Origin of the sequence: Pseudomonas sp. WJP1 (assembly GCF_028471945.1) — a bacterium.
Classification (GTDB): Bacteria; Pseudomonadota; Gammaproteobacteria; order Pseudomonadales; family Pseudomonadaceae; genus Aquipseudomonas.
Window position 1 is genome coordinate 1,629,982 of sequence record NZ_CP110128.1, and the last position, 14,059, is coordinate 1,644,040.

Genomic DNA, 14,059 nt, shown 5'->3' on the forward strand with positions numbered 1-14,059 from the left:
TCGGTTGGGCGTACCCAATTTTCAGAAAGGGATGAAGAATCAATGAAACGACTAGAAGGTAAAAGCGCGCTGGTGACTGGCTCCGCCCGAGGCATTGGACGTACTTTTGCGCAGGCTTACATTCGTGAAGGGGCAATGGTCGCTATTGCTGATATTGATTTGGAGCGCGCTCAAGCTACTGCTGACGAGTTAGGGCCTAACGCTTATGCAGTTGAAATGGACGTGACCAACCAGGCCTCTATCGATGGCGCAATTGGCGCCGTGATTGCCCAGACGGGTAAGTTGGATATCCTGGTAAACAATGCAGCGTTATTCGATCTTGCTCCCATTACCGAAATCACCCGCGAGAGTTATGAGCGCCTGTTTTCGATCAACGTATCGGGAACACTATTCACCTTGCAGGCAGCGGCACGCCAGATGATCAGTCAGGGACATGGCGGGAAGATAATCAATATGGCCAGTCAGGCGGGTCGCAGAGGGGAGACGCTTGTCGCCGTGTACTGTGCGAGCAAAGCAGCTGTGATCAGTCTTACGCAATCAGCAGGTCTCAATCTGATCAAGCATGGGATCAATGTGAATGCCATAGCTCCAGGGGTTGTCGATGGCGAGCACTGGGATGGCGTCGACGCAATGTTTGCCAAATATGAAAATCGACCGTTGGGTGAAAAGAAAAGGCTTGTGGGGCAGGAGGTGCCTTTTGGTCGTATGGGCACAGCAGATGATCTAACGGGAATGGCTGTTTTTCTCGCGTCATCGGAGAGTGAGTACGTTGTAGCTCAGACTTACAATGTCGATGGGGGGAACTGGATGAGCTGATGTCTTGCCATCGCGATAATTGGTTGTGTTGCGCCTTCAGCGGTATCGATGTAAGCCGATACCGCTGAAGGTTGCTGCTTGCCTTTCGATATCAACACTACAACAACGAGATCGGGTAGCTGATGAAAAGCCGGTTTTCGTCAAATTCGTTGGTGCTGAAGTTTCTGCGAATACTCGCGTTTCGCCACTTCACGGTGAGGTTTTTCAAGGCACCTGACTGAACGATATAGGCCAACTCCGATTCGCGGCCCCATTCCTTGCCGTCGGTGATAGTGCCGGTGTGCACGTTATCACCGCTGATATAGCGGTTCATCATCGTTAGGCCCGGGACACCCACTGCAACGAAGTTAAAGTCATGGCGAACCTGCCATGAATGCTCCTGCGCGTTGTCGTAGCTGGAGTTGTAGCTGTCGTTCGCCAGTGTGCCGCCACTGGAGCCGTTGACCCGCATCCAGGCGCTATCTCCAGTGAGCTTTTGCAGACCCACGTAAAAGGTGTTGCCACCCAGTTTGGCGGAAAACAGGCCGAAGACGGTCTTGTTGTCCAAGTCGCCGGCCAGGCTGGCACCATTTTCCTTGCCCGTGAAAAAGCCCATGTTGGCGCCCAGTACCCAGTCACCCACAGGCTGGCTGTGGGTGAGGCTGAAGTACTGTTGTTGATAGATGTCCTTGAGTTCGTCGTACCAGGCACCAACCGTCGTTCGTTTGTCGTTGAAGGTGTATTCACCGCCGCCGAAGTTGAATCGGTCGGAGGTGAACGCGGCTTTACCGTTCATGGACATGTCTTCCATGCTGGCGTCATTGCGCGGGCTGTTCTGCCGGATTTGACCGCCATACAACGACAACCCGCCGATCTCCTGGGAGGTTATCTGCGCGCCTTGAAAGGTCTGCGGCAACGAGCGGCCGTCATCCGAACGCAGAATGGGAAGGGTGCTGACCCATTCGCCTACTTTAACGACGGTTTTTGAGACCTTGGCCTTGGCCGCCACCCCGAGCCGTCCAAAGTTGTCGGCCGGGCGCCCGTCATCATGGATCGGCAAAAGCTGTGTGCCTCCGGTGCCTTTGCCCCCATCGAGCTTCTGCGAGTACAGCCCCAGCACATCAACCCCGAAACCTATCGGGCCTTGGGTATAACCGGAGCGGGTATCGAGGATAAAGTTTTGTGTCCACTCCTCAGCTTTGTTCTGTGGTGCGGCGGCAGTCGGGTAGGCGGGATTGACGAAGTTACGATTTATATAGGCGTTGCGCAGATTGAGCGTGGCGGTCGCGCCCTCGATGAAACCGCTGTTTTCATCGGCATGAACGACTGTCGCCGAGCCGGCACTGATTGCCAGGGCCAGGCTGATTAATGAGTAATGTGCGGGAACGTTACGGCGAAAAACAGTGTGATGCATGTTGGTTTTCTCGCATTCAATTATTATTTTTTTGGCAGTTTTTTACAGCCGGCAACTGAATTTCAGGCGCAGGCGGCTCTGGCAACAATCTGCCGAGAGACCGCCGTGTAAGCGTTTAGCGAAGGGGGGTATTAGCTGTTGGACACCTGGCGACGCAGCAGGTCGTCAATGGCCCGGATGGCGAGGGGATAACCGTCGGCCCCCATGCCGCAGATCACGGCATTGACCACGCCAGACATGATTGAGTGACGATGCAGCTCGTCACGCGCATGGATGTTCGACAGATGCAGTTCAATCAGCGGTGTACTGAGCAGCTTCAGGGCATCGAGCACCGGGATCGAGTGAAACGAAAAACCGGCCGGGTTAATGATCAATGCTGCGCCTTGCTCAAAAGCCTCTTGAATCCAGTCGACCATCACGCCTTCGTGGTTGGTCTGGCGAAAGTCGCATACCAGGTCAAGTTCCTCAGCGAGCCTTTCACTGCGTTGACGAATCTGATCGAGCGTGGTGTGACCGTAGATGTGCGGCTCACGACGACCCAACAGGTTCAAATTAGGGCCGTTAAGGATGAAGACGGTGCGGTTCATGGTCGTCCTGCTGCGTTATTTGGAAAGAAGGGCTGGAGCGGCAGAATCGGCCGCGTCAGATGCCGCGACGGCGTTCAAGTCGATGCCGCGGGTTTCAGGGCCGATGACGATCATGGCCAGTGAGATCAGGTTGATCACGGCGCACAGCGTCACCAGAGGCCACGGTGAGTTGTTCGACTGGGCCATCAAATAGACCGCGATCATTGGCATTGGGCCGCCGATCACCAGGTTGGCCCCGGTGTAGGCCAGTGCGGAACCCGAATAACGAACTTGAGTCGGGAACGCTTCGGCGAATGCCACTGGCTGGATGCCGCTCTGGAATTGGGTGAAACCCAGGAACAACCCCATGATTGCCATGATGGCGGGAACGTTCAGCGTGTTGAGGATCGGGAAGTACACGAACAGGATCAGCAAGGTCATGCACGAACCCAGAGCCAGCGCTTTTTTGCGGCCCCAGCGATCCGCGAGGTAACCACCGGCCAACGCACCGAAAATCGCGCAGACGTTTGCCACCATCAGCGACATGAAACCCGTCTGCTGGCTAAAGCCCAGGTGCTTGGTCAGGTAGCTGAGGGAAAAGATCACGATCAGATAGAACAGCGCAGCAGGCGAGCAGAAGAACAGCATCAAGCGCAGGATGGTCTTGTAGTGGCTGCCGACGGCGGACTTGAGTGGGCTTTTTTCCTGCTTGACCGGGGTCTTTTTCAAGGCAACGAAAGCTGGGGTTTCATCGACTTTCAGGCGGATGAAGATCCCGACCACCACCAGTATGAAACTCATGAGAAAGGGAATTCGCCAGCCAAAGCTTTCGAATTGCTCACTTGAAAGCGTCGCTGCCAGGCCCATCAACACGCCGTTGGCCAATATCTGGCTAAGCGGTGAACACAGGCCCAACATGCCCGAGTAGCGTCCACGGCGATCAGGTGAGGCGTGTTCCAAGGCCATCAGTTGGGCGCCGGTGGACTCACCGCCCAGCGCGAAGCCTTGAACGATCCGCAGCAGCACCAGAAGAATCGGTGCCCAGATGCCGATCTGACCATAAGTCGGCAACAGGCCCATCAGTACCGACGCCAGACCCATCAGGGTCACGGTGGCCAGCATCAGGTTACGACGGCCCAGTTTGTCGCCGAGGTAGCCACAGGTAATCGCGCCCAATGGGCGAGCGGCCAGACCAACTCCGAAGGTTGCCAGCGAGGCCAGCAGGCCGGCTGTTGGCTCCATCGCCGGGAAAAACAGCTTAGGCAAAATGGTTGCCGATATCGCGCCGTACAGGGTGAAGTCAAACCACTCCAGGGCAGTGCCAATGGTCGCGGCTGTCACCGCTTTGCGAGGCATGCGCGAATCATGAGTCTCGTGACTGGTTGTGATCATAAGGTGCTCGTCATTGTTTTTATGGTGTCGGGATACCCATACGATTCCGCTCGGGCAATGCAGGGAGCACGAATCGTCGAAGTGGGTAGACGTTAACGCATCTTGCTTGCAGAATAATTATCGAAATCTGCACAAATACATAAGCCAACCTTATGAGTAAGCCTTATGGAACTGCGACATCTGAAGGCCTTTGTCGTCGCGGCCGACCTCCAGCACTTCAGCAAGGCCGCCGAGCAGCTGGGCATTGCGCAACCGGCCCTCAGTCAATTGATGCGAACCCTTGAATCAGAGTTAGGTCTTGCACTGTTCAGGCGCGAGAACCGTGGCGTGGCATTGACGGCTGCCGGCCTGGCGTTTCTGCCCCATGCCAGGCAATCCATTGAGTCTAGCGACCTGGCGATTGCGGCTGCGCGGCGTGCGAGGAGGGGTGAAGTCGGTGAAATCAACATCGGCTACCACTCGGCATTGTTCGAGGCCAATTTGCCGCAATTGCTACGGCACTACTTCAGTACTTTTCCCGAAGTCAAAGTATCGCTGGTCGATGCGGGTATCCGTGCGCAGTTTGAAATGTTGCTCGATCACAAGCTTGATCTGGCATTTGCAAGGGTGTTCAAGGATCACCTTCCTGACCGTTTACGCACCCATCATTTCAGTCAGTCAAATCTCGTCCTGCTCATGCCAGACAACCATGAACTGGCAGAACGCTTTACCGGGGAATTGGCTAGCCTGCGGCACGAGAAGTTCGTCTTCCTCCAGGATACTGCTGGTATCGGGCTGACCTCACATACGCTTCAAGCGTGCCGACAGAATCAACTGCATCCCGAGAACATCATGTATGTGCCTTCGTTGATGAGCATCCCGGGACTGGTCGCAGCGGGTATTGGTTTAAGTATCGTGCCGGAAACGATGACCCGACTGACGATGCCAGGCGTGCGGATAATCCCGTTGGCTCAGCCGGAAATGGTCAGTGAGCTTTCTCTGATTTCGCGCATTGATGAGCGTTCCAGCGCAGTGCTGCATTTCATCGAAGAAGCTCATGGCTGGGGTTGATGCTTGGCATGGCAATCACGACTGACTTATGGCGCTGGGTCTGGAATTTCCTGGCCCGTCACGCGCTTTTCGCGTGGTAACGTTGCTTTCTGAGATCAATTCAGCGGTTATTACTCTAAATGGAAAAATTCAACGCACCTGCTAAACAAAGCCACGCAAGGTAAGGAAACAGGATCAAGCCGGTGATCACGTCAAGCCGCAAAGCCATCACCACCATTACCGCGACCACCAGCCAGAGCAGCGTCAGGATCAGCATGCTGGCGAGTATGCGTTGCGCGCCGAAAAACAGCGGTGTCCATAGGGTATTAAGCGCAATCTGCGCAGCCCGTAAAGCCAGCACTACCTGACTACGGGATCAGACACTGATCGCCATCGACTCCGGTGCCAATATCAATTTCGACTCTTTACGGCATGTGGCCGAACGCGCCGCAAGGAGTTCTCAGGCAGAGCATCATCCAAAGCGTAATCAACCGCCTCACAATCTGGCCCAAAATTCTTCGGGAGATGTCGTCCTCGCCTACCTTCTTGCCGATGAAATAATCGGGGGCCAGCAAGGGTGGAACATTGGGGTGGAGGTGGCACAGAAGAAACTGAGCCTGGACATGTATCAGCATCTGCTCACAGACAGCCATGCTAACTGAGTGCAGTTGTACAGCCTCGATGAGGGGCGCAACATGCACGAAGGAGTTTGATAGGCCTCGATGTTTGACGCTTCACTCTCGAACATCAAAAAGGCCACCTGAAGGGTGGCCACGAGATTGAATTTGATGGGCTTACTGCCAACCATCAGGCAGTGCTGGCGGCCACCCGATGATTCTCCGGTTTTTGTCGAGCGGGATCTCCCAGCCAAACCATCAGGCATGTCCCCACCAAAAGTATTGCCGCCACTGCGAAGAAAGGCATCGAGTAGCTATGGGTGGCATCCTTGATCAGGCCAATCATGAAGGGGCCGGTAAATCCGCCGAGGTTGCCGATCGAGACAATCATTGCAAGGCCACCCGCAGCGGCGCGCCCCGTGAGGAAGGTTGACGGGATTGCCCAGAACGTCGCCTGGAAGGACAGGATGCTCGCGACGGTTAAGCAGAGGCAGGCAATCTTCAAGACCGGATGCTCGATCAATGCCGCCGCGACAAGCCCCGCGGCAGCCATTGCCAAAGCGCCCACCACATAAGGCAAGCGTTGACTGCTGCGATTGGCCAGGCGAGCCCACAGGGTCATGGCAATCGCACCGAGCAGATAGGGGAGGGCCACGACCAGGCTCACCATGCCGCTGGCGATGCCGAGGCTCTTGATGATTTGCGGGAGCCAGATGCCTATACCAATTGAGCCTACGATGCAGCAGAAATTGACCGCTGCAAGCGTGAAGACCTTTGGATTCGTCAATGCTGCGCGCAGGGTATTGCCGTGGGAAGCACTGATGTCCTTTTGTTCTTGAGACAAGCGATTGCTCAGCCATGCTTTTTCCCGAGCGGACAGCCACTTGGCCTTTGCCGGGGAGTCGACGAGCAGGAACAGGCAAGCGATGCCGAGGACCACTGCGGGCATCGCTTCGGTCACCAGCAGCAGCTGCCAGTTTTTCAGGCCCATCACCCCATGCAATTCGAGCAGCCAGCCCGATAGAGGCGAACCGACAATGTTGGCGACCGGTATTCCGAGCAGGAAAGCGGCGGTCGCCTTGGCTCGCCATTTACCCGGGAACCAGTAGGTGAAGTACAAGTACACGCCAGGCGTGAATCCGGCTTCGGCTAGCCCGAGCAGGAAGCGCGCGATGCTGAAACTGATCGGGCCGGTGGCGAAAGCCGTGGCCATGGAGATGAGTCCCCAGGTGATCATGATCCGGGCTATCCAGACTCGAGCGCCAAAACGTTGCATCAGGAGATTGCTGGGAATTTCGAACATGAAATACCCAAAGAAGAACAAACCCGCGGCCCAACCAAACATCGTCGCAGTGAGCCCCAAATCCTGGTTCATGCTGATGGCAGCAAAACCGACGTTTGTTCGATCGAGATAGCTGATTACATAGCAAAGAAAGATGAAAGGAATGATTCGCCACAGTATGCGGCGCATCAAGCGTTCGCCCTCGGCTTCGCTGATGGGCGCCAGGCCTGTCGTGTTTTCGTTGGTCATGTCGTCACTTCTTTTGTAGTTGTTGTGTGAGCTGCACTTTGGTTTCAGCTGTGGGAGTACATCGCTGATCCCGGTGTCGAGGTGCGTACCTGAAGAATGCTTCCTGTCTCGGACTCGGTGATGAACAGTGTCCGGCCATCCTCGCCGCCGAACGCCAGGTTGGTATTGCTGATGCCGGCGCAGGAGACAATGCGCTGCAGGGGTTCTGCGACTTTCGAGAGCTTCCAGACCGAGCCGAAACCGGTATGGGCAATGTAGAGATTGCTATCTGCATCGATGGCTAGACCATCGGGGCCACCGAGGCCGCCGTGCAGCTGCGCGAACACTCCGACTTTGCTTGTGATCGAGCCGTTGCCCAGCGGGATTCGCCAGATCTGCTGGGCACGGGTGACGGCGACAAGGAGGTGATTGAGCCTGGGGTCGAAGACGATCCCGTTGGGGCTGGGAACAGTGCTGAGCAGGCAGGTTAGGGTGCCGTTGGTATCGAGCTTGTACACACGGCCACTGGCATCCTGCAGGCCGGTCTGGCCCTGGTCGGTGAAGTACAGGTCGCCGTTGGGCGCGAAGACGAGGTCGTTCACGCCCTTGAACCCCTCGGAGCCTGCTGATTCCAGAAATGGCTGGATATCGCCACTTTCCGGATCGAGCACCATGATTCCCCGCTTGTAGTCCGTGATGAAGATTCGCCCGTCCTGGTGAATCTTCAGGCCGTTCGGCCAGCCGTCATAGGTACACACCAGTTCCCATTCGCCTTGAGGCGAGATCCTGAAAATCCGTCCATTCGGGATGTCCGTCACGTAGAGACGGCCTTGGCGATCAAACGAGGGGCCTTCCAAAAAAGAGTCGATTGCACGCCCCTGGCGGTTGGCATTCGCCCAGGCCGTGGGTCGAGCATTACGGAAATGATCCGGCAGGCGGGTAAAGACGGTCGTCTCAATGGTCGGCGGGGCGGCAAAAAAGCTCATGTCTGCTCCTGGCTGGGAGTCGGGCATTTTTGCCCGAAAATTGTTTTTGTTGTTTTAATGCAATGCCATTTCAAAATAAATCATTGAGCGACGAAAGGCGACTCTATTTTCGGCCGGTAAGTCGCGATCTTCGTGGGTGGCGGCGGGGGCTTGACGGGATGTCGTGTTTTCTGAGTATCTATAAAAAGAACGGCGTTTCAAAAATAATAAAATCGGAGTCCTTTGCATGTTCAACTTTCCATGGCACACCCCCCGCCTGTCTTCCGTGTATCGCATTGCCACAGCCGTTGGCTGTGGGCTTGCAGGCACCGTTGCCCAGGCTGATTTCCTGAAGGACAGCCATTCCGATCTGTCGATGCGCAACTTGTACTTCAACAGCGACAACCGTGACGGTGCGGCCAACCCTTCAAAAACCGAGGAGTGGGCCCAGGGTTTCATCCTCGATTACCGCTCGGGGTACACATCCGGGCCTATAGGCGTCGGTGTCGATGCCATGGGTATGCTTGGTGTCACGCTGGACAGCGGAAGAGGCCGGCACCTCGGTAGCACGATGATCCCTTCCGATGGCGACAGTGCGGCCAGTGAGTGGAGTAGCTTCGGCGCTACGGCAAAGGCAAGGCTGAGCCAGACCGAGCTGCGATACGGTCAATTAATGCCAAAGATTCCGGTGCTGGTAGCGTCGGATGGTCGATTGCTGCCGCAGACGTTCCAGGGCGTGCAGCTGCAATCGAAGGACCTGGATGATTTCACGTTCACAGGTGGGGCGCTGAACCGTGCGAAGGGGCGAGCATCGACCGATCGCACGGGCTTGGCGGTAAACGGCGGAACCCAGGAAAGTTACCGTTTTTACTTTGGTGGCATCGACTACCGCGTCAGCCGCTCCTTGTTGCTTCAGTACTACGGGGGGCAGCTGGAGGATTACTACACGCAACATTTCGCCGGGCTCAACCACAACTGGGATCTTGGCGATAACGGCTCTTTAACCAGCGACCTCAGGTATTTCAGAACCCGTTCCGACGGCGCCAATGGCACCGCCTCCGGTCGTAGTCAGGGGTACGTGGCCAGCGGATACACCTCGGGTGGTGACGGTGAAATCGACAATAGCCTGTGGAGCGCTGCCTTCACCTATCGCTTGGGCGGGCATGCGCTGACCCTGGGTTATCAAGACGTATCCGATGACAGCAACTTTGTGCAGATCAACCAGGGCTCGATCGATAAGGGGGCCGGTGGTAGCAGTCTTTATCTATTGACCGACAAAATGCTGCTTAACTTTACCCGTGCGGGTGAGCGGACAGGGTTTGCGCAATACGCCTATGACTTCACCGCGCTTGGCGTACCTGGGCTCAAGGCTACCGTGATGTACCTCAAGGGTGATCACATCCAGACATCGAGTGGCATGGAGCAGTCGGAGTGGGAGCGCGACCTGTCTCTGGATTACGTTATCCAGAGTGGCACCTTCAAGAATATGGGCTTCACTTGGCGCAATGGAATGTCGCGCAGCGAGGCGACGCGCAACGGTGATCAGAACCGTCTGATCGTCAATTACACATTGCCGCTGTTCTAGTTTGTTAAAAATAGAATGGCGTTGCATTTTGTTTTTTGTAAAGGCACTGTATGTGCCGCGCCCCGTCTTGATTCATGAACTGGTACACCGATTCAAAGGGGTCCATGGAGTTGAGCGCATACCCATTCAAAAATTACCGGATTTCCGCCGAGCGTAGGTGAGACAAGAAAATGGCCAAAGCTGCCGATGTGGTTGTGCAATGCCTGGAAAGTGAAGGTGTCGAGTATGTATTCGGCATCCCCGGCGAGGAAAACCTCGACCTGCTTGAATCCCTGCGCAAGTCGACAATCAAGCTGGTACTGACGCGTCACGAGCAATCCGCCGGTTTCATGGCCGCCACCTACGGCCGCCTCACGGGCAAGACCGGCGTCAGCCTGTCGACCCTGGGCCCGGGTGCAACGAACTTGGTGACGGCCAGCGCGTACGCCTATCTGGGCGGCATGCCCATGATGATGATTACCGGCCAGAAGCCGATCAAGAAGTCCAAGCAAGGCCGTTTTCAGATCATTGACGTCTGCGGCATGATGGCACCGATCACCAAGTACACCCACCAGTTCGCCTCGGCAGACAACATCCCGGCGCGCATGCGTGAAGCGTTTCGTCTCGCTGAGGAAGAGAAGCCCGGAGCCGTCCACCTGGAACTGCCGGAAGATATCGCCGCCGAGCAAACCGATAGCATGCCGATGCCCCGGAGCCTGCACCGCCGGCCATTGGCCGAGCACAAGGCTGTGGAGGCCGCAGTCGAGAAGTTGCAGAACGCCCGCAGTCCAATCCTGGTGATTGGCGCGGGTGCCAACCGCAAGATGACCGCCAAGGTGTTGAAGCAACTGATCGACGATACCGGCATTCCCTTTATCACCACCCAGATGGGCAAGGGCGTGGTTGATGAGCGCCACCCGCGTTTCCTCGGCAATGCCGCGCTGTCGTCGGGAGATTTCGTGCACCGCGCCGTCGAGGCTGCCGACCTGATTGTCAACATCGGCCACGATGTGATCGAGAAGCCGCCGTTCTTCATGGTGCGTGGCGGCACCGAAGTCATCCACATCAACTTCCGCTCCGCTGAAGTCGATGCCGTGTATTTCCCGCAGATTGAAGTGATCGGTGATATCGCCAACGCCGTCTGGCAGATCGGCGAAGCACTGAACGATACCAGCCATTGGGATTTCACACGGCTGATGGCGATTCGTGATGCGAACGAAGCCCAGATCATTGAAGGGGCAGACGACAACAGGTTCCCGGTCTACCCACAGCGTCTGGTTGCCGACATTCGTCGCGTGTTGCCGTCCGAGGGCATCGTGGCCCTGGACAATGGCATCTACAAAATCTGGTTTGCTCGCAACTACAAGGCGCACAAGCCCAACACCGTGTTGCTGGACAACGCGCTGGCGACCATGGGGGCGGGGCTGCCTTCTGCCATGGCTGCGCATCTGGTGTATCCGGATCGTCCGGTGATCTCCGTGTGTGGGGACGGCGGCTTCATGATGAACAGCCAGGAGTTGGAGACAGCGGTTCGCCTGAACATGAATTTGACCGTGGTGATCCTGCGGGACGACGGTTACGGCATGATTCGCTGGAAGCAGGCCAATATGGGCTTCACCGACTTCGGCCTGGATTACGGTAACCCCGACTTCGTGAAGTACGCCGAGGCCTATGGCGCCAATGGCCACCGCGTGGAGAGCGCCGAGGGTTTCCTGCCGCTGCTGGAGCACTGCGTGAAGACACCCGGTGTGCATGTGATCGACTGTCCTGTCGATTACAGCGAAAACGACCGCATCCTGAACATGGAGTTGCGCCAGCGTAGCGCTGCCATTTGATCTGGAGCCAGGTTTTTTACCCCTGCCAGTGTGGTGCGATACAGCACCTCACTGGTTTTTTTTGCTTCTCAGGCGCTGCGTGCAGCGAGTTGAGTGACCACGAGGATGGCGGGGATATCGTCCTTGTCGGATAATCGATGTTCCGGCCCTTGCAATGATTTGTTAACGGGCTCAACAGGTGAGGTTTTTCTGATGGCGAATGCGCGGCCGCGTCCAGCGGTTAATGGTGTGGCTTCGGCTGACCGGGTCTTGACCGTGCTCACGGCTTTTCGAGTCGGCGATACGGCGTTGAGCCTGGTGGAATTGGTTGAGCGAACCGGGCTGATCAAAAGCACGGTCATGCGCTTGATGGTCTCCCTGGAGAATCATGGCCTGATCAATCGGATGGCCGATGGCCGCTATCAATTGGCCAGTGAGGTCATGAGGCTCAATGCTGTTTACCAGGAGGCCCTGGATCTTGAGCGGCATGTGATGCCCAGGCTGCAGTACCTTTGCGAACAGTCCGGCGAAACCGCATCGTTCTACGTTCGCCATGGCGCGTACCGGATGTGCCAGTACCGGGTGAATTCCTTCCACAGCCTGCGGCTCAACCTGCAGCCGGGCGATATGCGTCCGATGGACGAAGCGGCCGGTGCCCAGGCGCTGCGTGCACCTTTCCAGGTAGGCATCGCACTGGCAAAACCTTATTACTCGCGCGGTGCAACGGATCCTCACGCGGCCTCGATGGCCCTGCCTATCTATGGCGCACAGCAAGAGTTGATGGGGGCACTGGTCATTTCCGGGCCTGCAAGCCGATTGACTGAAGAGGCCGCCGACAGCATCAGGGCCATCTTTTTCGATACCGCGCGTGACCTGATGCGAAGCCTGGGCTTCAAGCCCGCGGACAGTACGCCCGCCAGCAGCGAGCTGGAAGCCGTAAAGTGATACCGGGTTGTCACCACACAACAGATCCCTCTCTTTCTGTAGTGTCAAAACGACGATGCCCATGTTCCACCAAGGGAAAATGGGCATCGAGCGTTGAGTGAGGCAGTGTCTACTTGGCGCTGACTGTCTCGACAAGAGCCGCTTGTTCAAGCTGGCGTTTACGACCGATGACCAGAACCATCAGCCCGGCAACCGTGCAGAGTGCTGCCAGCGGCATCAATGCCAGTGCATAGCTGCCGGTTGCATCGTGGATGGCGCCGTACGCATTCACCATCAGGCCTCCACCGATCAGGTTGGCCATGGCGCCAACCGCTGCCAATCCTGCTGCGGCAGTGGAAGAAGACAGCCAGCCAGACACCAGCGCCCAGAACGGCCCCTTCATCGAATACGCCCCGACCAGGACCATGGTCAGCATCACGATCGTGGCAGGCAGCGATGAGGTGAACAGGGTCATGAGCAGACCGGCAGCAATGAGCAGCAAGGTCATTGCCGTATGCCAGCGACGTTCACCGGTGCGATCGGAACTGCGGCCCCACAGAATCATCAACACCGAAGCGACGCCGTAGGGAATGGCATTGACCAGGCCAATCTCCATGGAGGTCAGGCCAAAGGTCTTGAGCAACTGAGGGGCCCAGACGCTCATGGTGCTGCCGGCAGCGGATGCTCCCGAATAGATGAGGGCGAGTACCCAGATATCCTTGTGCCGCAGCAGTTTCCACAACGAGATATGGCCGATGGCGGTTTTCTTCGAGGCTTCCTCGGCCAAGCGCTGGGTCAACCAGTTGCGCTGTTCATCGCTGAGCCACTTGGCATGCTCTGGGCGATCGGTGAGCACAAACAGGCAGGCAATGCCCAGGAGGACTGCCGGAATACCTTCGATGATGAACAGCCAGTGCCAGCCGCGCATGCCCATCCAGCCATCGAGGCTGAGCAGCAGCCCGGACAAAGGCGAGCCAATGAAGTTGGCGGCGGGGATGGCGACCATGAAGATGGCGACCATGCGGGCACGATAGGCCGAAGGTAGCCAGTAGGTGAGGTACAAGAGCACGCCCGGGAAGAAACCGGCCTCGGCAGCCCCCAGCAGGAAGCGCATCACGTACAGGGAGTTAGCCCCCTGGACGAAGGCGGTTCCCGCCGAAATGATGCCCCAGGTGATCATGATCCTGGCGATCCAGATCCGCGCACCAAACTTTTGCATGGCCAGGTTGCTGGGCACTTCTACAAGGAAGTAGGCAAAGAAAAACAGGCTGCTGGCAAAGCCGAAGACCTTCGCGGTCAGGCCCAGGTCTGCGTTCATCTGCAGCGAGGCCATGCCGATGTTGCCCCGGTCAATGATCGCGATCAGATAGCACAGGATGAGGAAAGGCAGTAAACGCCAGGCGACTCGGTGCATCGTGCCGCGTTCAAGTTCGCTTACGGTGGAAGTGGGTGAAGTCATGAGGCTCTCC

The 14,059-nt window shown here is 56.9% G+C and carries 11 protein-coding genes and 3 pseudogenes; 6 read left to right on the plus strand and 8 right to left on the minus strand.

Annotation, left to right across the window (positions count from 1 at the left end; translation table 11 throughout):
• Positions 1–42: 42 nt before the first annotated feature.
• Entirely contained in the window at positions 43–816 is a 774-nt protein-coding gene (locus OH720_RS07420; RefSeq protein ID WP_272605091.1) for an L-iditol 2-dehydrogenase, read from the plus strand.
• A 97-nt stretch (positions 817–913) separates the two neighbouring features.
• Here OH720_RS07420 and OH720_RS07425 read toward each other — a convergent pair whose 3' ends face one another.
• From OH720_RS07425 to OH720_RS07435, 3 genes are all read right to left on the minus strand, one after another.
• Positions 914–2,209 carry an OprD family porin gene (locus OH720_RS07425; protein WP_272605092.1) on the minus strand — a complete coding sequence of 432 codons (1,296 nt, stop codon included), beginning with the start codon at positions 2,207–2,209 and terminating at the stop codon, positions 914–916.
• A 131-nt stretch (positions 2,210–2,340) separates the two neighbouring features.
• The gene (locus tag OH720_RS07430; protein WP_272605093.1) at positions 2,341–2,796 is read right to left on the minus strand and encodes a type II 3-dehydroquinate dehydratase; all 456 of its coding nucleotides are present in this window, start codon (positions 2,794–2,796) and stop codon (positions 2,341–2,343) included.
• 15 nt (positions 2,797–2,811) lie between these two features.
• Entirely contained in the window at positions 2,812–4,167 is a 1,356-nt protein-coding gene (locus OH720_RS07435; protein WP_272605094.1) for an MFS transporter, read from the minus strand.
• A gap of 165 nt (positions 4,168–4,332) precedes the next feature.
• On the opposite strand from OH720_RS07435, the gene OH720_RS07440 reads away from it, so the two are divergent.
• A complete protein-coding gene (locus OH720_RS07440; protein WP_272605095.1) occupies positions 4,333–5,217 on the plus strand; it encodes a LysR family transcriptional regulator in 885 nt (294 codons plus the stop codon).
• 115 nt (positions 5,218–5,332) lie between these two features.
• On the opposite strand, the pseudogene OH720_RS07445 reads toward OH720_RS07440, so the two are convergent.
• A pseudogene (locus OH720_RS07445) lies at positions 5,333–5,566 on the minus strand (TspO/MBR family protein); the annotation flags it as partial.
• 7 nt (positions 5,567–5,573) lie between these two features.
• On the opposite strand from OH720_RS07445, the pseudogene OH720_RS07450 reads away from it, so the two are divergent.
• Positions 5,574–5,666: pseudogene (locus OH720_RS07450) on the plus strand (hypothetical protein); the annotation flags it as partial.
• A 60-nt stretch (positions 5,667–5,726) separates the two neighbouring features.
• Here OH720_RS07450 and OH720_RS07455 read toward each other — a convergent pair.
• The 3 genes and pseudogenes from OH720_RS07455 to OH720_RS07465 all read right to left on the minus strand — a co-directional run.
• Positions 5,727–5,879, minus strand: a pseudogene (locus OH720_RS07455) (LysR family transcriptional regulator); the annotation flags it as partial.
• Between the two features lie 124 nt (positions 5,880–6,003).
• Positions 6,004–7,344, minus strand: coding sequence for an MFS transporter (locus OH720_RS07460; protein ID WP_272605096.1), 1,341 nt, complete (start codon positions 7,342–7,344; stop codon positions 6,004–6,006).
• Between the two features lie 44 nt (positions 7,345–7,388).
• Positions 7,389–8,309 (minus strand): SMP-30/gluconolactonase/LRE family protein, encoded by a 921-nt coding sequence (locus tag OH720_RS07465; protein ID WP_272605097.1) that lies wholly within the window; start codon positions 8,307–8,309, stop codon positions 7,389–7,391.
• A 226-nt stretch (positions 8,310–8,535) separates the two neighbouring features.
• Between OH720_RS07465 and OH720_RS07470 the strand changes: the two genes are divergently transcribed.
• The 3 genes from OH720_RS07470 to OH720_RS07480 all read left to right on the plus strand — a co-directional run bounded on the left by OH720_RS07470 (position 8,536) and on the right by OH720_RS07480 (position 12,611).
• Positions 8,536–9,873: an OprD family porin gene (locus OH720_RS07470; RefSeq protein ID WP_272605098.1), complete on the plus strand. Its 1,338-nt coding sequence runs from the start codon at positions 8,536–8,538 to the stop codon at positions 9,871–9,873.
• 170 nt (positions 9,874–10,043) lie between these two features.
• Complete coding sequence (locus OH720_RS07475; RefSeq protein WP_020795415.1) at positions 10,044–11,687, plus strand: acetolactate synthase large subunit; 1,644 nt, start codon at positions 10,044–10,046, stop codon at positions 11,685–11,687.
• A 192-nt stretch (positions 11,688–11,879) separates the two neighbouring features.
• Positions 11,880–12,611: an IclR family transcriptional regulator gene (locus OH720_RS07480; protein WP_272606411.1), complete on the plus strand. Its 732-nt coding sequence runs from the start codon at positions 11,880–11,882 to the stop codon at positions 12,609–12,611.
• A gap of 109 nt (positions 12,612–12,720) precedes the next feature.
• Here OH720_RS07480 and OH720_RS07485 read toward each other — a convergent pair whose 3' ends face one another.
• Positions 12,721–14,049 carry an MFS transporter gene (locus tag OH720_RS07485; RefSeq protein ID WP_272605099.1) on the minus strand — a complete coding sequence of 443 codons (1,329 nt, stop codon included), beginning with the start codon at positions 14,047–14,049 and terminating at the stop codon, positions 12,721–12,723.
• Positions 14,050–14,059 lie beyond the last annotated feature (10 nt).